At 48.1% G+C, this 21,209-nt stretch carries 19 protein-coding genes; 8 read left to right on the plus strand and 11 right to left on the minus strand.

Going from position 1 to position 21,209, the window contains the following annotated elements; translation table 11 throughout:
- Nucleotides 1–45: 45 nt before the first annotated feature.
- Complete coding sequence (locus Pan161_RS04640; protein ID WP_145224472.1) at nt 46–1,083, minus strand: type II secretion system F family protein; 1,038 nt, start codon at nt 1,081–1,083, stop codon at nt 46–48.
- Nucleotides 1,084–1,277: 194 nt separating this feature from the next.
- On the opposite strand from Pan161_RS04640, the gene Pan161_RS04645 reads away from it, so the two are divergent.
- Nucleotides 1,278–2,075 carry an enoyl-ACP reductase FabI gene (locus Pan161_RS04645; protein ID WP_145224474.1) on the plus strand — a complete coding sequence of 266 codons (798 nt, stop codon included), beginning with the start codon at nt 1,278–1,280 and terminating at the stop codon, nt 2,073–2,075.
- A gap of 99 nt (nt 2,076–2,174) precedes the next feature.
- Here Pan161_RS04645 and Pan161_RS04650 read toward each other — a convergent pair whose 3' ends face one another.
- Nucleotides 2,175–2,798 (minus strand): EF-hand domain-containing protein, encoded by a 624-nt coding sequence (locus Pan161_RS04650; RefSeq protein WP_197995692.1) that lies wholly within the window; start codon nt 2,796–2,798, stop codon nt 2,175–2,177.
- A gap of 316 nt (nt 2,799–3,114) precedes the next feature.
- Between Pan161_RS04650 and Pan161_RS04655 the strand changes: the two genes are divergently transcribed.
- Nucleotides 3,115–4,188, plus strand: a complete 1,074-nt coding sequence (locus tag Pan161_RS04655) for a glycosyltransferase family 9 protein (protein WP_232103623.1) — start codon at nt 3,115–3,117, stop codon at nt 4,186–4,188.
- A 13-nt stretch (nt 4,189–4,201) separates the two neighbouring features.
- Here Pan161_RS04655 and Pan161_RS04660 read toward each other — a convergent pair whose 3' ends face one another.
- From Pan161_RS04660 to Pan161_RS04675, 4 genes are all read right to left on the minus strand, one after another.
- Nucleotides 4,202–5,890 (minus strand): serine/threonine-protein kinase, encoded by a 1,689-nt coding sequence (locus Pan161_RS04660; protein WP_145224478.1) that lies wholly within the window; start codon nt 5,888–5,890, stop codon nt 4,202–4,204.
- 51 nt (nt 5,891–5,941) lie between these two features.
- Complete coding sequence (locus Pan161_RS04665; protein ID WP_145224479.1) at nt 5,942–6,553, minus strand: sigma-70 family RNA polymerase sigma factor; 612 nt, start codon at nt 6,551–6,553, stop codon at nt 5,942–5,944.
- Between the two features lie 76 nt (nt 6,554–6,629).
- Nucleotides 6,630–7,499, minus strand: a complete 870-nt coding sequence (locus Pan161_RS04670; RefSeq protein ID WP_145224481.1) for a rhomboid family intramembrane serine protease — start codon at nt 7,497–7,499, stop codon at nt 6,630–6,632.
- Nucleotides 7,500–7,606: 107 nt separating this feature from the next.
- Nucleotides 7,607–8,482, minus strand: a complete 876-nt coding sequence (locus Pan161_RS04675; protein ID WP_145224483.1) for a hypothetical protein — start codon at nt 8,480–8,482, stop codon at nt 7,607–7,609.
- A 722-nt stretch (nt 8,483–9,204) separates the two neighbouring features.
- Here Pan161_RS04675 and Pan161_RS04680 point away from each other — a divergent pair.
- The 5 genes from Pan161_RS04680 to Pan161_RS04700 all read left to right on the plus strand — a co-directional run bounded on the left by Pan161_RS04680 (nt 9,205) and on the right by Pan161_RS04700 (nt 13,523).
- Nucleotides 9,205–9,654, plus strand: coding sequence for a YkgJ family cysteine cluster protein (locus Pan161_RS04680; protein WP_145224485.1), 450 nt, complete (start codon nt 9,205–9,207; stop codon nt 9,652–9,654).
- 82 nt (nt 9,655–9,736) lie between these two features.
- Entirely contained in the window at nt 9,737–11,059 is a 1,323-nt protein-coding gene (hisS, locus tag Pan161_RS04685) for a histidine--tRNA ligase (protein ID WP_232103624.1), read from the plus strand.
- 144 nt (nt 11,060–11,203) lie between these two features.
- Complete coding sequence (locus Pan161_RS04690) at nt 11,204–11,719, plus strand: HYExAFE family protein (RefSeq protein WP_145224489.1); 516 nt, start codon at nt 11,204–11,206, stop codon at nt 11,717–11,719.
- A 197-nt stretch (nt 11,720–11,916) separates the two neighbouring features.
- The gene (locus Pan161_RS04695; RefSeq protein WP_145224491.1) at nt 11,917–12,114 is read left to right on the plus strand and encodes a hypothetical protein; all 198 of its coding nucleotides are present in this window, start codon (nt 11,917–11,919) and stop codon (nt 12,112–12,114) included.
- A gap of 125 nt (nt 12,115–12,239) precedes the next feature.
- Nucleotides 12,240–13,523: a beta-ketoacyl-[acyl-carrier-protein] synthase family protein gene (locus Pan161_RS04700; RefSeq protein ID WP_145224493.1), complete on the plus strand. Its 1,284-nt coding sequence runs from the start codon at nt 12,240–12,242 to the stop codon at nt 13,521–13,523.
- A 153-nt stretch (nt 13,524–13,676) separates the two neighbouring features.
- Here the strand turns inward: Pan161_RS04700 and Pan161_RS04705 are convergent, their stop codons facing one another.
- From Pan161_RS04705 to Pan161_RS04725, 5 genes are all read right to left on the minus strand, one after another.
- The gene (locus tag Pan161_RS04705) at nt 13,677–13,952 is read right to left on the minus strand and encodes a hypothetical protein (RefSeq protein ID WP_145224495.1); all 276 of its coding nucleotides are present in this window, start codon (nt 13,950–13,952) and stop codon (nt 13,677–13,679) included.
- Nucleotides 13,931–14,308 carry a hypothetical protein gene (locus Pan161_RS04710; RefSeq protein ID WP_145224497.1) on the minus strand — a complete coding sequence of 126 codons (378 nt, stop codon included), beginning with the start codon at nt 14,306–14,308 and terminating at the stop codon, nt 13,931–13,933. Before Pan161_RS04710 ends, Pan161_RS04705 begins: the two co-directional genes overlap by 22 nt.
- 59 nt (nt 14,309–14,367) lie before the next feature.
- Nucleotides 14,368–16,026 carry an HD-GYP domain-containing protein gene (locus Pan161_RS04715; RefSeq protein WP_145224499.1) on the minus strand — a complete coding sequence of 553 codons (1,659 nt, stop codon included), beginning with the start codon at nt 16,024–16,026 and terminating at the stop codon, nt 14,368–14,370.
- 545 nt (nt 16,027–16,571) lie between these two features.
- Complete coding sequence (locus Pan161_RS04720) at nt 16,572–17,567, minus strand: M50 family metallopeptidase (protein ID WP_145224501.1); 996 nt, start codon at nt 17,565–17,567, stop codon at nt 16,572–16,574.
- Between the two features lie 186 nt (nt 17,568–17,753).
- Nucleotides 17,754–18,260: a GAF domain-containing protein gene (locus Pan161_RS04725; protein WP_145224502.1), complete on the minus strand. Its 507-nt coding sequence runs from the start codon at nt 18,258–18,260 to the stop codon at nt 17,754–17,756.
- Nucleotides 18,261–18,656: 396 nt separating this feature from the next.
- Between Pan161_RS04725 and Pan161_RS04730 the strand changes: the two genes are divergently transcribed.
- Nucleotides 18,657–21,080 (plus strand): hypothetical protein, encoded by a 2,424-nt coding sequence (locus Pan161_RS04730; protein ID WP_145224504.1) that lies wholly within the window; start codon nt 18,657–18,659, stop codon nt 21,078–21,080.
- The last annotated feature ends 129 nt before the right edge of the window (nt 21,081–21,209 follow it).

Raw genomic sequence — 21,209 nt, forward strand, 5'->3', positions numbered from 1 at the left:
TCTGTTTACTGGAAGAATCGAAGCAATTCGTCGCCCGGGCAGTCGTCAAACCTGCTGGAGCGCATCGTTCAATATCCCCAGATACCAGAAAGCGATGCGGAAGACAACAAAGATGATGAATACGGCCACCAGAGCCCAGACCAACCAGCCGAAAACAGCCGCCAATGCCGTCAGGCTTCGCTGCGCATCCTGCTGAAACTGCGGACTTAATCTCTCCAGAGTTTCTGGCACTGTCCCTGATGTTTCCCCGACATCAACCATATGGATGTATTCTTCTGTAAACAATCGGGTTTCCGCCAGCGCATCTGCCAGATGCTCACCATCATTGATGGCCGTATTAACCTGGGGAATGGCTGCGATAAAGGCACCATTCCCTGTCGCTTTCAGGCTGGCCTCCAGCGAATCCAGAATATTCATCCCTGCCTGTTGAGTCAGTGCAAACGCCCAGGAGAACCGGGCGATGGCAAAAGAACGCATACAATTGCCCAGCACGGGGATTTTCAGAAAGAGACTGTGGAAATAGCGCTTCCCACCGAACATCCGATCCAGAATCTGATACAACACATACAGTACAAACAGCGAGCCGAAGGTACAGGTCAGCCAGATGATGGCACCAGAAGGCCCCGATAATCCCAGTCCCAGAACATCGATCGGGACACCTCCCTGTGCAATTAACCCCAGGATCAGAATCATCAACGCGATGACCAGCAGAGCCACAACAAACTGAAATACCGGCCAGGCGATCATCCGCAGGAAATTTTTCCGCATCTGCACCAGGTTATCATAATGATCGGCCAAGGCCTTCAAAACTTCAGGCAGCCCACCACTCTGTTCGGCGACACTGATCATATTCACCAGCAGTTCCGGATAATAATTTCCCTGCTTCTGCAGGGCGGAAGTCACATCATTTCCTGATTTGAGTTCAATTACAATATCACTCACGGACTGCTGTAAACGATGGTCACCCAGTTTTTTTCCAGCCAGTTGAAATGATTTGACGATCGAGACTCCCGATTCCAGCATCGTACCTAATGAACGACACAGCAGCGACAGGGATTTCAACGAAGCACGTGACTTGAACATGGAAGTGACCTTCAGCGGGCAGAAATGAATCTGACGGGGTTCTCAGAACTGATGAAAGTATTTTCATTATTGCGAATCAGGACTTATCTGAGAGTGACAATCCCTTCCACATTGCGAAAAAAAAGAAAATTTGTCAGAGTGAACCCTCGTTGAATCGGGTTTTGTTTAGATATATCGCTCTCTGGAAGAAGTAAATGGATTTTTTGCAACTGGCAGGCAAACGGATACTGGTTTTTGGAGTCGCCAACCGAAAAAGCGTAGCCTGGCAGACAGGCAAAGTCCTGGAACAGGCCGGGGCGGAAGTCATCTACGTTGTCCGTTCTGAGGCTCGGAAAGAATCCCTTGCGAAACTGACAGCACACGCACCGATTTATGTGTGCGATGTCGAACACCAGGAACAGATTGACCAGTTGGCGACAGAAATCAGTCAGAAATTTGATGTCATTCACGGACTGGTGCATTCGATTGCGTTTGCAGACTATTCAGCGGGCTGGCTCCCATTCCATGAAACTCCGCGTACCGCGTTTCTGCAGGCAGTCGACGTTTCCTGCTTTTCATTGACCGCACTCTCCAATGCGTTCAAGGATCTGCTCGACCCGGAGCAGGGGAGTGTGGTGACAATTTCAATCTCAACAACGCGGATGGCTGCAGAGAATTATGGCTACATGGCTCCGGTGAAAGCAGCCTTGGATTCTTCGATCTGCTTCCTGGCGAAGTCGTTTTCCAACTTCTCTAACGTGCGGTTTAATGCGGTCTGTCCTGGCTTACTCAAAACATCCGCTTCTGCCGGCATCCCCGGATATGTTGACAGCTATCTGTTCGCTGAAAAAGCCACACTTCGGAAATCGGCCGTCCAGACCAGCGAAGTTGCAGATACGGTTGCTTTTTTACTCAGCCCGCGTTCCTCAGGTATTAATTCGCAGGGCATCGTCATCGATGCGGGTATGGGTACGAATTATTTTGATAAAAAAATCGTTTCTGAGGATCCCTGATCGAACAAAATAAAAAAGCCGACTGAGTACAACACAGTCGGCTTTTCCGTTCACATCACTGTAAAGACAGTGGAACCACAGTCATGTTTGATGAACTGATTATTTTGAATTCTTCTTTTTTCCGCCAGCCCCTTTAGGGCCTTTCCCGGCGCCTTTGTTTCCACGGTTTTTTGACATCGCTGCTCTCGCTGCCTGACGTTCCGTTTCATCGAGTTTGCCGTCTCCGTTCTTATCGAACTTTTTTATCAGCGCTTCGCGATTCATGCCCGGTCGTCCCCCCATCGATTTGCGGGCTTCCTGACGTTCCGCTTCACTTAATTTTCCGTCACCGTCTTTATCAAACTTCTTAACCATTTCTTCACGACTCATACGTGGGCGATTTTGCCCCATTTTCCCGCGTGCTGCCTGGGCTGCTTTCCGCTCAGTCTCATCCAGCTTCCCATCTCCATTCTTGTCGAATTTTTTAATAAACTGTTCCCGGTTAAACCCCGGTTTTCCCTTGCCACCAGGGCCTTTTCCCCCTTTATCTGCACGGGCTTCTCGAGCCGCAGATCGTTCTGCTTCACTCAGCTTTCCATCACCGTCTTTGTCAAACTTTTTGAGAATTTCTTCACGATTCGGCCGCTCCCCTTTTTTTCCATCTGCTGCCTGTAAGCCGGATGTTCCGGAAAGGCTGACAACTCCCAGAATAAAAGCTGTAACCAATACTGGTTTGACATTCATCAATGTATCTCCTCAAGTTAGAAACAGGCAGAATCAGGTTTCTGCAGTAGATATCTTTTACATCAGATCAAACTCACATAACGCGCTTTGGTTTCGCAGATTCTCAAAAAACAGCTGTTTTTGTGTAATTTCAGATAAAACGGGGCCTGTACATTACTCATGATAAGTGAGAAGAATACGAAAGCTGATCTTGCCTCATTTCCACCTTTGACTGTATGATGCCGCGCCTGTTGGCTTTAGCTCTGTTTCTCTATTACCTGTAAAATCAATTGAACAATTTATATCGATGAGTTCACAGCACAAAACTTTATCTCAAATGAACCAGATTGAAGCCAGTCGCATCTGCCTCATCAAACCCAGCGCATTGGGAGATGTCGTTCAGACACTCCCCATTCTACCTGCTCTCAAATCAAGATTTCCTGATGCTCAGATCTCCTGGGTGATTCGTGACAGCTTCGCAAATCTACTGGAAGAGCATCCGCACATTGATGAGATCATTCCCTTCAGTAGACGAAGTTCCGTCCGTTACTGGTGGAGTTTTCTGAAAGACCTGAAACAGCGACAGTTTGATCTCGTTCTGGATTTGCAGGGATTGCTGCGAACCGGAGTCATGACCGCTGCCACACGAGCCCGCTGGCGCATCGGAATTGAAGCAGCCCGTGAAGGTTCTCATCTGGCTTACAATATGACTATTCCAGAAACGAGTCGCTCCATTCCCGCATATCAAAAGTACTGGAATGTGGCAGATGCTTTCGGTTCTGGAGAAAAGAGCCGGGAAACCAGTATCTCTATCAGCGATGAAGACAAAGCCTGGGCGCGAAAGACCCTCTCTGCCGGAGAAAAATCCTGCCCTACGCTGGCCATTCATGCCGGAGCACAATGGATTACCAAACGTTGGCCTCCGGAAAGCTTCGCTGCCGTCGGCGCTAAAGCGATCCGACACTTTCGCTGCAATATCGTCCTGGTAGGCACTGCTGACGAACGTCCATTGACCAGCCAGATCGAGAAGCTGTTGCATAAATTTGTTCCAACAGGCCGTGTCCTCAATCTGGCAGGACAGACGACCCTGAAGCAGTTAGCTGCAGTATTAATGGAAACAGATTACTTACTCACCAATGATTCCGGTCCGATGCATTTGGCTGCGGGTCTGGGAACTCCCGTCACCGGGATCTTTACCTGCACGAGTTCGCTACGCTCTGGACCTCCAGGTGACCAGCACGAACTTGTCTCCACTAACGTTGATTGCGCAGCCAGTTACCAGAAACGCTGCCCCAAACGTGGTCCACAAAATTTGTGCTGTATGGATGAACTGGAGGTTACCCGTGCCTGGCAGGCACTGTATCGCCTGATCACACGCCAGAATGTCCAGCGTGATTCCAGCGCCGCCTGAACAGAGCACAACCTCATCGTTCCGGGCGTCTCAGTTCATAATAGCGGCTGAGTACACTGACCCGGTAGATCTGGTATGCGGTGATCAGCCCCAGAATCGCCAGCACCATCCCATAAATAACCGGATACTGCCACAGCTCTGCCAGCTCAGGCCTGACCAGTACCAGCACCGCGACTGCCAGCAGTGAAAGAACCGTGGTAAACAGCACCAGTCGCACATAGAAAAACAGCCCCGCCGAAACAATTAACATGGGATAGCCAATCAATAATATCCCGATCGGTGCATCCGCAAGAACCAGCAATCCGGTTAAGAGTGACACATCAGCGGCTGACCAGCAGAAACGGACCTTGATCTTGTTTTTCAGGTGATCGAGCCCCCATTGAAAAAACAGAGCTAGAATAGCCCAGAGCGCAAACAGAGTCATGAACTTCACGTGGTAAATGAAATCGACCCCCTGAGTCGAATACACAGTCTGAATGATTCCGCTCGCCAACACGATCGCAGATAACCGCGACACCAGAGCCGGCTGCCTGCGGAACCAGCGCTGGAACTGCTGTCTGAAGTTCGCTGGCTGTGCCTGAACGGGTTCCCCCGCGATAAACCGCTCCAGGTCATCCGCCAGTTCCCTAGCAGTCTGGTAGCGTAAAGCCGGGTCTTTCTCCAGGCACTTCAGACAAATCAATTCCAGAGGTTCAGGGATAGTCGCGTTCTGTATATGAGGCAGGGGAGGTTCCCCTTCAATCACCGCCACCAGGGAGTCCAGCGGCCTCTGTTGCTTAAAAGGAGAAACTCCTGTCAGCAATTCATACAAAATGATCCCCAGGCTGAAGATATCACTGCGAGGTGAAATTTCACCCAGCTGCCCCGCAGCCTGTTCAGGAGACATGTAACCTGGAGTACCAATAATCATCCCGCTCTGAGTTCGTGCCTCACACACACTATCAATCTGCTGCACCTCAAAAACTTTGGCAAGTCCGAAATCGGTTACGTAGGCAACCCCCTGTTCATCAAGCAGGATATTCGAAGGTTTTAAGTCGCGATGGATGATCTCTTGGGAATGTAAATAATCAACGGCTTTGGCAACCTGTTGCATCAACGAGGCAGTCTGGTAATAGTCCGAGCCTGCAGCGTGCTTCAGAAAGTCCGGCCGGGAATTCGCTAACGAGCCTCCGGGAATGAAATCCATTGTGAAGTAATGCTGTCCCAGGTGCTGACCGACTTCATGAATTGAAATAATATTGGCATGCTGTAACCGTCCTGCCGCCCGCGCCTCCTGGTAAAACCGGCGAATCTCTTCTTCTGATGCAAACTGATGACTTAAGATCGTTTTTAAGGCAACAATCCGGTTCAGATCTTTCTGACGGGCCTTATAGACGATGCCCATGCCGCCACGCCCCAGTTCTTCCAGCAATTCATAGTTACCGAATTCCATCACCTGACCACTGGGAATCCGTCGTGAATTAACTGTCGCATGGAGCAGGGTGGTGTCAGCAGGCCCTGAAAACTCAGCAGAATGATCACTGTCTTCGCTGCAGGGGGCCAGTTGCTCCAGCGAATCCAAACATGCCATCAGAGGTCTTAGCTCCGGATTGACGGCTTGTAAACTATGGCAACTATCCTGATCACTGCTTTGCAGATAGTCCACATATTGATTCAGCACTTTAATCACGGACTCTGAAGATTGATCCTGTTCGTTACTCACAGTTTTGCACTCTCTCTCTAACCCGTCCGTAGCCCGAATATCATTTCCGTTTTAACGATGTTCCAGACGCTCCTGTAACTGGTTTAACGCTCTGAGCCAGAGCATTTGAACGGCTCCCGGACTGCGATTCATTCTTTCCGCGACCTGTTTAAACGAAAGCCGTTGCAGGTTCCGCAGCATGATCACTTCCTGGTAATCTTCCGGAAGCTCTGAGACCGCATCCGCCATCAGGATTTCCTGCTCGCGATTCAACAGGATTCGACTGGGAGTTTCCATCGAATCCTGCAACTCCCATTTCTGAGCAGCAGACTGCCCGGTATTCGCTCCGTTCTGATCCAGTGAAAATTCTCGTTTCACATCCCGTTTGGCTGCCCCCTGATATTGCCTGGCAAAATCCAGAGTATTGTGCCTCAGGATTCCCCGCAGCCAGCCCAGCCATTCGGCTTCGGTTTCTCCTTTGAACTGCTCCAGTCCCTGATGCGCTTCCAGTAACGTCTGTTGTACCAGATCTGATGCATCGACCTTCGTACGCATCCAACCTTCGATTTGTGCCCTGGCAATCAGCGAGATATAGGCGCGACATTTCGACAGCAATTCATTTTCAGCAACCCGATCACCGGCACGCGTGCGTTGAATCAGCTCTTGAAAATGGGATTGCGACATGTTTGATTCCCGGACTCCAACTTGAATGTGTTTGCCGACAGTTAATCCCGACAGAAAGCAAATCGACTCTTAACCGTCACCTCTTTTTATACTTATTGCTGGCCTCTTTGAGCAGAGCCCGCTCCTGATCGGTTAGATTTGCTTCTCCCTCGCGACTGATTTTTTCCAGAATCGCATCCACTCGCTCGTCAAGGCTTGCTTTGGAAAGGTGAGAGTCTTCTTCAGTATATACCCGGAGTTTCTTTTTTCTGGCGGAGCGGTTTACCTGCAATCGGCTCCATTTACTGTTGAACTGCTGAGTCAGATTCCAGCCATAATATTTATAAGCCACACCGAAAGCAGCCCCCCCCAGGTGAGCAAAGTGTGCGACAGCATCTCCACCGGGGTTAATGAAACCGAACAGATCAACGGCAGCATAGAGTATGGCCAGCCAGCGCAATTCGATGGGTATCACAAAAAACAACAGGACCGTCATGCGAGGGAAATACATGGCCGTCAGAAAGACAACGGCCATCACTCCACCCGAGGCACCAATGACCGGATTAGGACTGATTCCAATATGACACAGGCCACTGATCACGATTGATGCCAGATAAAAGCTCAGAAACTCACGGGAGCCCAGAATCGGTTCTACCGCACGGCCAAACATCCAGAGAACAAACATATTGAAAATAATATGCGTCAGCGGATTCAGCGCGTGACAGAAACCGTAGGTCAACAGCCGCCAGATCTGAAAGCTGGAAAAAATTGATTCACGATCCAGCGCCAGATAGTTCAGGAGAGTTGATGAGCCCCGCCCGTTAGCTGTAGCCATTTCAATCAGAAAGACAGCCACATTCGCTATCAGGATATACTTGATGGCCCAGCCACCAGAAGAGGCTCCAAATGAGCGGTAATTCCCCCCACCACTTTCATGCCGCAGGTAATCCCGGCTCTCAATCCCCATTGCCCAACTTATCCTTATTTGTCAGTTCGTAATTCAGGGCGTCTGAAGACGGGACGCCTGCCATCCATGCTGGTGTGGAGTGAAGTCATCCCCACTCATCTGTGAGATCATGATTTGGGTTTCGGTAGCTGATTGCTGAGTTTGCTCACTTCATCAATCAGTTCCAGTTGCTTCTGGTAGACCTTAATCAGTTCACGTCGTAACTGATCTGTTTCGACAAATTCCTGGTTCCGTTTCTGTTCTTCTTCTTCAAGGCCAGTGACCAGTCCTTTGCGGAGTTCGACAGGCAGAAGTTCATCTTGAGGAGCAGTATCAGAACCGATCAGTTCACTCACCCGGGCTTCCAGCCGCTCTTTTGCAGCCGCCAGCAGACGATTCAGATCCTGTAAGTGATCCTGCTTTAATTTGTTCTGTTCTTCACTTTGTACAAGCTGATCCCGCAGACTTCGCAGTGTGTTCGTATAATTCAGTGGGACCAGTTCCCTCAATCGCCATGGTCCATTTTTCCAGGTAGCCACTTCTCCGGGCTGGGGAGGATTGATGAGTACCAGCGCATCCCGACTATTGGGAGCAAAACGGAAGGCACCGACATAGGTGGAGCCCCCCGGTTTACCAGCATCAGACGGCTGAAACGCGTAGAAAACCTGTGAAGCCGCTGCTGTGGCTGACAAGCCTTCACCACCGAGCGGCTGAGCTCCATTCAGTTTCACCTGAATCTCACCGCTCTGCCGATCCTTAACACTCACTTCCACATCCCAATAACGATCCCAGCCCAGCATGACCTGGGTTAATTTGTTGAGAAGTTTTTTACGCTCTCTTTCTCTGGCATCGATTTCAGCCGTGTTCTTCTGAATCTGTGCTTTATTCTTTTCGACAACTTTGAGCCAGCTTCCACGGACATCTAGCATCTTGGATGTCAGCAGAACTGCCCCTACTGTTGCAATGGCAACGAACCAGACCAGGATTACTCCGGATTTATGCATCTGTATTAAACCTTGATGGAATCAGTCGAGATTCTCTCTCGTTATCTTGATTTGAATCTTAAAATACTTATGTTCTGTGTAATTCGATCACATTTCGCAGCTTCCACTGCTCCGCACGCTCTACTGGAGTTATCTGCAGTGATACCCTGTTTCTAACATCGACGCCCGGCAACTCAAGATCGAAAATAAATTATCTGGTATGAATTATTCGCACAGATCCCCAAGAGATCTATCCAGAGGGACTGGAAAGCGACAAAAAGTCAATCAGGACTTTTATTTAATGATAAGTCCCTCTGTAAATCAGGGTCAAGCAGAAACCGAGATTATACTACTTCTCCTGGCTGGATAATCAATAAAACCGATATAAATAGATCAAAAACTCTGACGCGAAGAATATTAACAGCAATACCTGCTGAACAGTTTCCTGAAAACGAGACTGGCAGACTGCTTGAATTCATCCACTTTCTATCCCCGGTTTCCGTGCAATTTGCGCTCGAATGGCTTATAAAACATTCAGAATATAAACTGGTTCATATTAACTGCTTCCATAATTTTTCTGTATTCCTTATTGTTGCGTTTTACCAGACACTGATTACTCTATCAAAAGCAGACAGCGTGAGAAGTTTCAGATTTATTGACAGTGTTTTTCAATATGCGCTTCTCACAGCAGGTGATTTTGCCCCGTTTGCAGCAATCAAACTCTTCTCCAGAGGTAACAAAATATGTCAACAATGACAGTCAAACGAGCTGAACTCAAACCGGGCGAAGTTTTGTGCAGCTATTGCACAGCCCGCTGCTGTCGTTATTTTGCACTGCCGATTGAGACTCCCGAAACCTGGGAAGACTACGATCATATGCGCTGGTACGTGATGCATGGGAGTTGTGCGATATTTGTCGATGAGGATGTCTGGTTTCTGATGGTTTATGGCGACTGTAAATATCTGCTGGAAGATTATCGCTGCGGAAATTATGAAGATCGACCTCAAATCTGTCGAACTTACACCACTGATGAATGTGAATACGACAATGATGGTACTTACGATCGCCTGTTCGAAACCCCCGAACAGATCTGGGAATATGCCCATGCCGTCCTGCCACCTAAAAAGAAGAAAAAAAAGAAAAAATCTGCCACTGAAGTGTCCCACCAGAAACTTCCCATTGTCCATATTTAACTAAAAGCTGAAATCATTCGCTTTTCATAATTTGATCCAGGCAGTAACCAGCTCAGCTGCCCTCCAATCCGGTAGAACGACAGTGAAAAAAGAATTAATTGAACCAAGGACTCTCAAAGGGTTCCGAGATTACCTCCCCTCGGCAATGATTCCCCGTGAGCAACTGATTGAAACAGCCAAGTCAGTCTACCGCAGTTATGGTTTCAGCCCCATCGACACACCAGCACTGGAATACACCGAAATCCTGACCGGGAAAGGTGGAACCGAATCAGACAAACAAATGTTTCGTTTCACTCAGGGAAAACGGGATGTCGCCATGCGGTTCGATCTGACCGTACCTTTTGCACGCTTTGCCGCACAAAATATTGGCGAACTGGGGACGCCATTCAAACGTTATCATGTCGGCACTGTCTGGCGTGGTGAACGTCCTCAAAAAGGTCGCTATCGCGAGTTTGTCCAATGTGATTTCGATACAATTGGAACTACCTCGAATTCAGCCGATATCGAAACCCTGTTCATCATTCATGATCTGATGGTAAAAATCGGCTTCTCTGATTTTACGATTCACATCAACAATCGCAAAATTCTGAACGGTCTATTGGAAAGCCTTGATCTCCAGTCACGTTCGGCTGAAGTGCTGCGCGCACTCGATAAGCTGCCTAAGATTGGTGCAGATGCTGTCATCAAAGAAATGCTGGAGCAGGGGAACCTCACTCAACAACAGGCAGAAAAAGTGATTTCCCTGACGACTCTCGAAGGGTCGACCGCAGACATTTTAAATTCACTGGAGAAACAGCTTGTCGGTAATGAGTGTGGAGAGCAGGGAGTCGCTTATCTGCGGGAAGTCTTTGACGCCGTGGATAAAGCAGGTATCGTCAGCGAGCGGATCATCCTTGACCCCTCGATTGCCCGCGGTCTTGATTACTACACGGGAACGATCTACGAAACATTTCTGAACCAGCTCCCTGGAATCGGAAGTGTCTGTTCGGGCGGTCGTTACGATAACCTCGCAGAACTGTTTACGACACAGAAGCTGCCAGGCGTGGGAGCCAGCCTGGGTCTGGACCGACTGCTGGCAGCTATGCAGGAGCTGAATCTACTGGACGAAGTTTCGACTCCCGCTCCGATTCTGGTCACACAGATGGATGCAAAATATACCTCCGACTATCTCAGACTTGCCCGGGATCTCAGGATGTATGGCTTTAATGTCGAAGTCTACCCGGACACGTCATCCATCAAGAAGCAGTTTAAATATGCCAATCGGCACGGTTTCAAAATCGTGATTGTCGCCGGAGACGAAGAATTCGAAAAACAGGATTGGCAGGTCAAGGATATGCAGACGGGGACTCAGACTGCCGTCCGCAAGGAAGAACTGCTGGAACTCATCAGACGGGTGCTGGCATAGTCGCCATTCACTTTTCTGTCAGATTTCATCCGAACTGCAGTTGATATTACCTCCCCAAGTATAGATACTTACAGTACCTCGTGCTCCTGCTCACAAATGAACAGATCACCTGTCTATAATTCATACACGGGAAAGACAGAACACATGGTACTTCGCAGAAACCATTATGAAGCTGCGTTCGAAGCATACCTCCGCGCCCAAAAAATCCCCTATGTGGCGGTAGACGAGAAACGAAGAGCGCTCGCGCAAGACGCTTCCATTAAGTCACTCGACTTTATCGTCTATGCCAGCCAGGGCCCGAATCTCCTGATTGATGTAAAAGGCCGCACCGAAATCTCTCCCAATCAAAAGCAGAGCCGTCGCTGGGAAAACTGGGCCACTCTGGAAGATATACAGGGACTCCAACAATGGCAGGAACTGTTTGGGAATGACTTTGTCTCAGGTTTTATATTCGCTTACCAGCTCCCGGAGAACTCCATCTCAAACAGTCTGGAAAAACTGTTTGAATTTCGGGGAAGCCTCTACGCGTTCTACCTGGTCAACATCGACGAATATCGACTGAAAATGAAACCCCGTTCACAAAGCTGGCAAACAGTCTTCCTGCATCAGCAGGATTTCTACGAACTGCGAAAACCCGTAGACGCCATTATACAAACCTGAAACTGACAAGTTCCTTTGAAAGCCAGTACAGTGTCTGGAGATTAACACTCGAATTCCTGCAGGATTCACTCCTGTTTTTGTCAGGAATTGTCTTTTCTGGATGCAGGAAGCCGGGGCTGTTGCTACAATCCCCTGTAGGAAACATGTTCAATCCCAACCTGAGTTTTAAATCAATGGTTATGAAGAGAAATCAAAACATGCCCGGACGCTTCTGCCGATTCTGTGTGACAACAGGCGTTTTACTGGCTTCTACCGGAACTGTGCTTGCCCAGGAAGAAACACGTCAGAGTGGTCTGGTACAGACATCTCAGACATCAATTGTCGAATATATCCTGGTGGCGGCCCTGGTCGGGCTGGCATTATTTGCCATCTGCCGTACCAGCCATCGAGTCTGATAAATCCTATGCTCTCCTGTCGGCTGAGTTCAGTTCCTGAGCGCATCTTCTGTAACAACAGCATCCTTCATTCCTTGTGGTCCCCATACCACTGGAAACGCTACAATTAACCTGGACACAGGCTAATGCCACCAAAGATTTCGGTCACAGAGGAAACTTCCCGCAGGGTTGTCATTACGGGCATTGGTCTGATTACCCCTTATGCTGTCGGGCGCGAACAGTCCTGGCAAAAACTGCTCTCCGGCCATTCCGCCACCAGACTGCTGCAGGATCTGTCGAATCAGTTGGGACGCCCCATCGCTGGAGGTATCATTCCCGACGCTGAACTCTCTTCCACATCCCACACCCGTACTCCCTTCCAGATGGATCCTTCCATCGATTTGACTCTGAAAGCGACCAGTGAAGCCATTGAGGATGCGGGCCTCGATCGAAGACAACTCTCAAGTGAATCAGCCGGGTGTGTCATAGGCTCCAGTAAGGGGGGTATCGCCGGTTATGCCGAACTGACTGCCGCTTCTCATAACAAGTCAACAGCAAACGACTCAATCCCACCGGAATTCTGGCTCCAATGCCTGCCCACTGCATGCAGCCAGGCGGTCACAGCCGAGTATGGCCTACAGGGAGCGGCGTTGACCCCTGTTTCAGCCTGCGCTACTGGTCTCTCCAGCGTGATGCGAGGTGCTGATTTAATTCGAGACGGTATTTGTGATACTGTGATCGCGGGAAGCGCTGATGCTTCTCTGGTACCAGCGGTTCTGGGCTCATTTCAACGGATGGGAGTACTGGCAACTGACTTCCCATCATCAGCACAAGCTTGTAAACCTTATGACAGTCGGAGAAATGGATTTGTCGTAGGCGAGGGGGCAGGAATAATGATCCTTGAATCCCTGGAGCACGCTTTGGAAAGAAATGCGACGCCCTATGCAGAATGGCTGGGGGGAGGCCTGGGCGCTGATTCCACTCATCTGATGCAGTTCGATCCCGCTGCAGAAAGTCTGGCACGATTGATCAAGGATACGCTGCAGCGTGCACACGTCTCAGCTGCAGAACTGGATTACATCAACCTGCATGGTACGGGGACGCAGATCAACGACCTCTATGAAACTCGGGCGCTGCAGAATGCATTAGGTGATCTGGCATCCTCGATCCCGTGTTCCAGCCTGAAGGGAGGCATGGGACACCTGCTGGGTGCAGCAGGCAGTGTCGAACTCGGGTTCACTATACTGGCCATGCGGGATCACATCATTCCCGCAACACTGAATCTGGAACATCCCGATCCACAATGTAATTTGAACTACACTCCGCGCGTCGCAGTTCCGAAAACCATCCGCACAGCGTTGAAACTCTCATTCGGATTTGGCGGACATCTGGTCGCAGGCTTACTGCGTAACTGGCAGGTCACGCGTTAAAGCATTCTGCCAACTAGACTGTGTCCAGTTTTACTGTAGCGTCTCCAGAGCCAATAGGACCGAATATAATAGATTGGGTGACGCTATGGTTAAATGTGATACGTTTTAAAGTATCAGCTGAGCTGCAGCAGAATTATCGTTTCTGTGTGTCGCTCAGGGCACAAAACGGGCCGATTTCACGAAGTCTTGAAATTCTGTTTCGATAGTTAAGATCTGTTCGCGAGGACCTGTCAGTTTCAGATAAAAATCTCGGGGACTGCGGGGGATAGCGACCCCGATCATACGCACTCCAGAATCCACCTGAGACTCAATCGCTGGACCAGCATCAAATGCTCCTCTCAGATCCAGCCAGACAGCATCGACACCATCCACACGTATTGTCTTTTCGACCGGGCTTTCCCCGGGCTTCAGCTGAAACTGCCCCTCCATCTCTGCAGATTCGCAACAATACCGCCTCCTACGGAAGAGAGGGTCAGCTTGACGTCTTTGCCCGCATGAGGAATCCGAAAACTGGCTGAAATCATTCCCTGTTGAGCAGGGGAGAGCGCAACTTGTTCCCAGCCAAATGGTACTTGAAACTGGATACCATCGATTTCCGTAACCCCACCGGTAGTTAAATCAGACTCTATCGTATCGAAAGAAGAGTCAGCCTGGGCAGGTGCCATGGGTACTGGTGGATCATCCTCTTCCGTCAACTGTTCTGATCCACATCCCTGAATCATACAGACAGAAAACGTCAGAAGATGAGAGAGAAAAATCCATTTTAGGGGGAGGTAAGATTTCATCTGGCAGCTCGCGGTCTACAGATCATATTTTAAATAACAAAATGGTCTGCAGAAGTTTATCAGTTCGTGCCAGTCCCAGCCAGGGATTCGGCCGCTTCATTATATTTCTGAGAGAGCCGGGTAATCTCATCCCGAATTTCAAAATACGCATCAATGACATCAGAATCCCACTGCAGTCCTTTTCCCTCTCTGAAGATATTCTCCAGACGTTCCAGTGGCATTCCATTTCGATAGGGACGATCACTGCCCATCGCATCGTATGCATCGGCAACCGCAATAATCCGAGCCATCAGTGGTATATCAGATCCCCGTAAACCATCCGGGTAACCCCGTCCGTCAATCTGCTCATGATGATTGCGAATCCCCGGAAGAAGATTCTTCAGTTTTTTAATACCAGTCAGAATTTTATAACCGATCATTGGATGCTTTTGAATCTGGGCAAATTCCTCGTCAGTCAGCTTTCCTTCCTTACGAAGAATTCCGTCATCAACGCCAATTTTCCCAATATCGTGCAACAGACCCGAAAGGTAAATTTCCTGAATAAACTCACCAGAATACCCCAGCTGTTTAGCCAGTTGCTGTGCAATCAAGGCTACCCGCTCGCTATGACCGCGTGTATATGGATCTTTGGCATCCAGAGTGGAAACGAATGACTTCACAAAGCTCAACATCAGTTCTTCCTGCTGAGCATACAGGTCAATATTCCTTAAATGTGTTCCCAGGAATGAAGCAACCGAATTCAACAGACTGGCTTGTATTGTTCCGTACTCTTCACTTTTGAGTAAATTACAACTGAGAATCCAGCCAAAAGAATTGATGCCATCTGAAACAGGAACCAGAACCAGATTATGCAAATCTGGAAACTCGAGCGACAGCAGAGAACTCTCCACCTGATTGATCACCAGAGGTTGATTCCAGTTATATCCATCAAACTGGGCTACAAGCCGTGCCAGCTTCAGTTCATCAAATTCAGCCTGGCTGTCAGACAGAAACCGTGATGTATTATTCTGATCTTCAAACCAGATAATATTTGTTTCTGCTTCAATCAGAGTACTGATGCGATCGAGGCAGAGTTGGCCCAGTTGTTCCGGACTTTCTGAGATCTTTAAATGCTGTGCGACTTCATGTAACAGGCTGATTTCTTCAAAGGTCTCATCCAGACACTCCGAAAGATTATCAACCTCTTCATTTAATTGTGAGAGCTGCTGTTCTTCATCAAGGTGCAGAACAGCCAGACTTAATAATGCATGCAGGGATTTCACATCCAGGACCCGCTGGCTTTCCAGCCAGAAATCCAGTTCCTCTGAACTCCACTCCTGTTTGACTGCGGATAAAACCATCTCCGTCAGCTTCCGCTTTTCTCGGGAAAACACAAAACCGGCTGCTATAAACCGCTGTTTCCCATCTTGCAACAGGGGAACCAGAAAGTGAGTAATCCCGTTGGTGTTTTCAATGAGTGTGAGCCCTTCTATAGCCCCAATTTCATTGAGAACTTCTGCTGGGAAATAGGCGAGTGACTGCGTATTCGATTTGTCATGCAGAATCTGTTGATTACTGTCGAAGCAATACATCGAGAGTCCCGTCAGCTCTGAAATCCGCTTCATACGACTGATGGCAAGATCATTCTTTGCATCCAAATGCAATTCCAGATCCCAATCACCGCCGCATTGACTGAAGTTGGACAGCTTCTTTAATGAGTCAATTGTGCCTAAAACCATAATCTGATCTCAACTTTCTAAAGGTAATTCCCCTTAAAAAGCTAGTTCGCAAACACAAGTCCGCAAATCAGAACTTATATCTGAACTATGATTGCAGGCCTTTTCACCAGTTCCAGGTGTTTTAGAACCACAAACGAATACAAAATGCTCAAAAAAGGCTTTAAAGCAGGAATGGTGAACAACATCTGCCCTATTCCCTGTAAAATATGATCATTTGAATCAATAACCGGAAAATAATAACTGCGGCCAGACACTTCTTAATTCATAAATCAAACAACGAGAGAGAATTAGCTCTTTTACGCCGTACTAATTGACAGGTAATGAGACAACATTGCAGGCTCATCCGTGTTCACCAGTAACGAACAGGACTAACAACGCGTTGGGAATCCACGGGAAGGGTTTTACGGCCCAATCGGATTGCATTGATTATTCAGGCAAAGTCTGCAAAAGAAGAAGGGCCAATAGAAAAAATGAGGCGCAAAATCAATATAGGACCAGAGAAGGCTCTAAAAGAACAGAAACCGTCGAGCTGAGACACCTTATTTTCAGGTCTCGGAGTCACTCTTGCGATAGCGGGCACTCACCTGATTTAATTGCTGGCGTTCTTTAGGAGTGAGCGACTCTAAACCGAATTCGTGAACTTTATGCAGGAGCAAATCAAGCTGTTTTTCGGCATCCCGATTCTTTTCACGCTCACGCATTTTTTTCTGCAATCTGCGTTTTTCACGCCACTTCTGGAAAAAGCCGGCCTGCTTTTCTACCAGCTGACTACTCGAACGCTCCAGACTGGTATATCCCTGCGAAAAATCATATCCAAAGATTGAATCATCGTATGAATCTTCTCTCTGCCCCGAAGTGAATTCGATTAAATTCAACATCAGTAACAGGGCGCTGAAAAAAACGACCCATACACTGTGGGTACTCAAACCAACGACCATGCCAATTCCACCAATCCAGAAACTGACACTCAACAAAATCCGATGCACAACAGTTTCATCAAATCGACGTGAGAGAAGTATCTGGAGGACTTTTCCACCATCCAGCGGAAGCACTGGAATCAGGTTGACCAGCAGTAACAGCCAGTTCAGATTGAAAACCATCAGTAGTACCGCCTGTCCCAGTTGATTACTCAAATCGACGGCAGGCAGTTTGATCGGGTTGAGTGAGTCCGAAAGATGCCCAGACCAGATGACTGCAGGCAGGGTGATCGCACAGAGCAGAAGATTGACTGCAGGGCCTCCCAGTACGGTCAACAGCCGCGCAGAAAAAGTTCTTTCCGGGCTGCAGGGAACCAGTCCCCCCAGTGGCCAGAGAACAATCTGATCTGCCTCCCCTCCTGTCAGTCGGCAGGCGACGACATGCCCCATTTCATGCAGGAATACACTGATAAACAGGATTCCAAACAGGGTTACTCCTAGTCCCAGAGAATAATGAGACCAGAAAACCAGCAGCAAAACAGGTAGAAAGATACTGACTCGAACCTGGGTCAGGAACCAGGTTCCGATTGAAAATGACCAGTGCAATGGGTTGGAACGACTCATCTTTACGAAAACCTGAAGAAGATCATCATTGAAATACCAAAGTCAGGTGGTAGGGCAGATCAATCCGGAAATCGGAGGTAACATTTCACGGAAGGTATAGCAGCAATTACTTAATGTTATACACCCGGAATCCCATTGGCAATTCCACTCTTTTATACCTTATTAAATCATAGTCAAATTCAGCGGCTAAAGCATCCCCAAAAGTTGTTTTGCACCTATTTCCCGGGCAACCTGTGTCTGCAACTCCCATTCCGGATCACCTGCCTGATGTACCTGGTTTGTGGAAACTGCCAGAACCCCAACCACCTGATCTCCCTCAAAAACAGGTATTGCGTAGGACTGTTTTGCTTCAAATCTCTGCAACCACTCTGAAGATCCCTGTAATCCAGACTCGTTTGCCTGCAGGGTTCCGATCGCTGGTTTTTGATCAATGACTGCCTTGACGATACCTAACCCTGTATTCTTCAACGAAACCTCCAGAGTCAAAGCAGTAAACTCTCGCTTTACCTGTTCTTTCATTTGTGAATCTGCACGAAAACCAAGCTGTACCAGACTACCTGATTGACAACGCCATAATCCTATCGCCCGCCCGCCCAGAACTTCCAGTAGCCGATCCAGAACATCAGAAATCGATCGCTGATGCTGTGAAACCGATTCAAATTGTTGCACAATTTCTGTTACCTGATGCTGCATATCTGATTTTTATCCTGAACTGATGGAGACTGTCTGAACATTATCAGATCCCAAGAGTGATACGTTATAAGCTCTTAACAGAACCCGGCAGACACCTTTGACCTGAATCAACAGGGACTATATACAGATAAACCTTGAAGGAGAGGATATCTACGGTATAGAATAGACTTAGCTCGCTGTAATTTAGACAGTATGTTATATTTTCACTTCTGCGTTACTATCATACAGCAACCGTATCATATATCCAATCTGTCTCATATCAACGACGTAAGACTCCCAAACCACTGACCATTCAATTATATCGGACGAAATAATATGGATCTGCCAACTTGCCCATCGTGCGGAGCATCAGTTTTAGATGAAGACGCAGCAGAATGCCCATTCTGTGGCGCATCTATGACGGCAAAGTCCACCGCAAAAAAACCGGCTGCCAGCAGTAAACAACCTGCAAAAACAGGTGCTGCCACATCGGGTCCCTCAGTTACTCGAAACAGGCGCGAAACGGTTTCTGATGATGATCCGTTTGAACTGGAACGCCAGAAACAGACTTCAAAGGTCATTCCACTACAACGCAAGCCGGTGAAAGGCAAGATGTTTCGTGTGGTATGCCCCATGTGTGATACCCCGGGATTCGCCTCTCAAAAGGTGGTTGGCAAAGAAGTCAAATGCCGAAACCCGGAATGCCTGGCGCCAGTCTTTCTGGTACCTGACACAGACGCTGCGGAACGGAAAATAACTGAAGAGAAAAAAACAGACACAAATCAGAAATCAAAACTGCCATTGATCGGGGTCATCGTTGCCTCAGTCGTTGTTATTGGGGGGGTTTACTTCTACTTCACCACATCAGTACCCGACGGTTCCGATCTGGCAAAACCGTTTAAGATCCCGGCGATTTCCGAACAGTCTCAAAAATCATTTATGCTTGACAAAGACAAACCCACAATCAATCCGCTGGCTAATAATGGACAACCGCCACAGAACAAGAACAACAATCAGAAAAAGCCCCTTTCGCCGGAAGAGGTTCAGAAATCGGCTCTGGAATCAATGGTAGAATTGTCACGCTATCGAGAAAACCGCAGCAAGCCATTCAGTCGTCGTCTGGCGGCAGAAGCATACGCAATTTCCGGCGATCTGGCAGGCTCCCGGGAGCAGATTGGTCGAATTGACGCTGTCGATCAAAATCTGCCGTTTTACAAAATTTTTCCCCTGATTGAGATTGGCTGGATCCAATTAAAGGAAAAAGACACAGCTGGTTTGAAGAAGACATTAGATGAAACGGTAGAACTGTCTAAGAAGATTCCCGATTTTGGAGGTCGTGATACCCTGGATCTCGTCTCGCGTCTGGCTGCATTCTGGGTCGCGGCTGGTAATGAAGATGCAGCAGAAGAACTGACCAGAAAATATCAGGCAGAAAACAGTCTGGCGCAACTGTCAGCCTATCTGCAGATTGCCCATGAAACCAATCAGTACGATTTTGAATCAATGATTGATTTACATCGGCGTTGGAACGCGCCTCAGGCCGTAGCAACCACATTAATCCTGATCTCTCATAATTATGATGAGGCTGCTTTGAACTGGGCGGCCCTGGCTCCAGAAGCTATGGACCGTACGGAAGCTGTGACACAATGGTCATTGGCTGTTCTGGAACAGGCGGTCAAACAGAACAAAAATCCAGGAATCGATTTGATTCAGCCAGCAGAAATGAAACTATCTGCAACCGGGAATGCCCTGATGTATGCCCGCTGTGCGCGTGAACTGGCTACCCTCAAAAAATCAGAGCAGGCGAAAGTATTTCTGACAAAGTCAAAATCATTTCTGGAAAATGTCCCGGTGCCTGCCCCCATGAAACTAGGCAGCCTCAAACAAATTTATACGATGAAATTGCCCGCTTCAGCTCCCCTGGAACTGACTTCACAGGCTTACGTTCAGATTGCCTGTGCCGAAGCCGAACTGGGTGAGCAGGCAGAAGCGAACCGTTTCCTGAAAAATGCGATTCAAGCAATTCAAGCTACGGCCCCCAGTCTTGCGGCAGTACAGTCAAAGCAGAATGAGTCATCGAATTTCAATTTCAAAGAGCAGATCAAAGATGATTTAAACCTTAATTCCACTGATCGCATTAATCGCGCGATCAAAGACTACCGTGACCAACTCAAGACTCTAAAGTCTGCGGCTGAAAACAGGTCGACCCTTCTGATCAGTTTATTATCTCAAGCGGCAAAAACAAAGTTGTCTGCCAGCGTATGGAATTTTGCTCAGGAAAGTCAGCAGGCAGCGGATATCAGCCTGAAAGATACACTTCTGGATTCCAGTCTTCCAGCCACGATTTTAGATTCAAATCAAAAAAATACTGATTTGACAGCTCAAATCAAAAAGGCACTAAATAATAAGATACCACCCATGAAAAAAGAGGACCTGCTGGTACAGCAGACTTTATTCCTGATCAAAAATGGTAAACCGGAACAAGCCGCGCACGAAATTAATCAATCTGATGATCTGCAGAAAGCCTGGAAGGGACAACTGTCACTCAAACTACTCTCGGGTTTAATCAATGAATCTAAATTTGAACAGGCAATTCAGTTTGTCACAGCGATCAAAGACCAGGTGCTGAGAGAAGATATGTTAAACTCGATCGGCAGTATCGCAGCAACTCAGAACAAAGTGGCTGAATTTTCTACAGTTCTGGAGAGCAATGGCTATACTCCTACAGAACGGATTTCCGGTTATCTCGGCCTGGTCAGTGGTCTGCAGATCGCGAAAGCCAGACCGGCAAGTCCTGAACCGACTCAGCAACCGGCTCAGCAACCGGCTGGCAAACTGTAATATGCGCTGCATATCGATTGTCCTGCAACAACAAATACAGTTCCTCTTTTTTTTCAAATGTTGTTGAACATCATTAAGTATTTCCCTGATTTACCGCCGAATCAGATTATGGACCTGTTCTGCTGAAGC

The sequence above is a fragment of the Gimesia algae genome (assembly GCF_007746795.1).
Classification (GTDB): Bacteria; Planctomycetota; Planctomycetia; order Planctomycetales; family Planctomycetaceae; genus Gimesia; species Gimesia algae.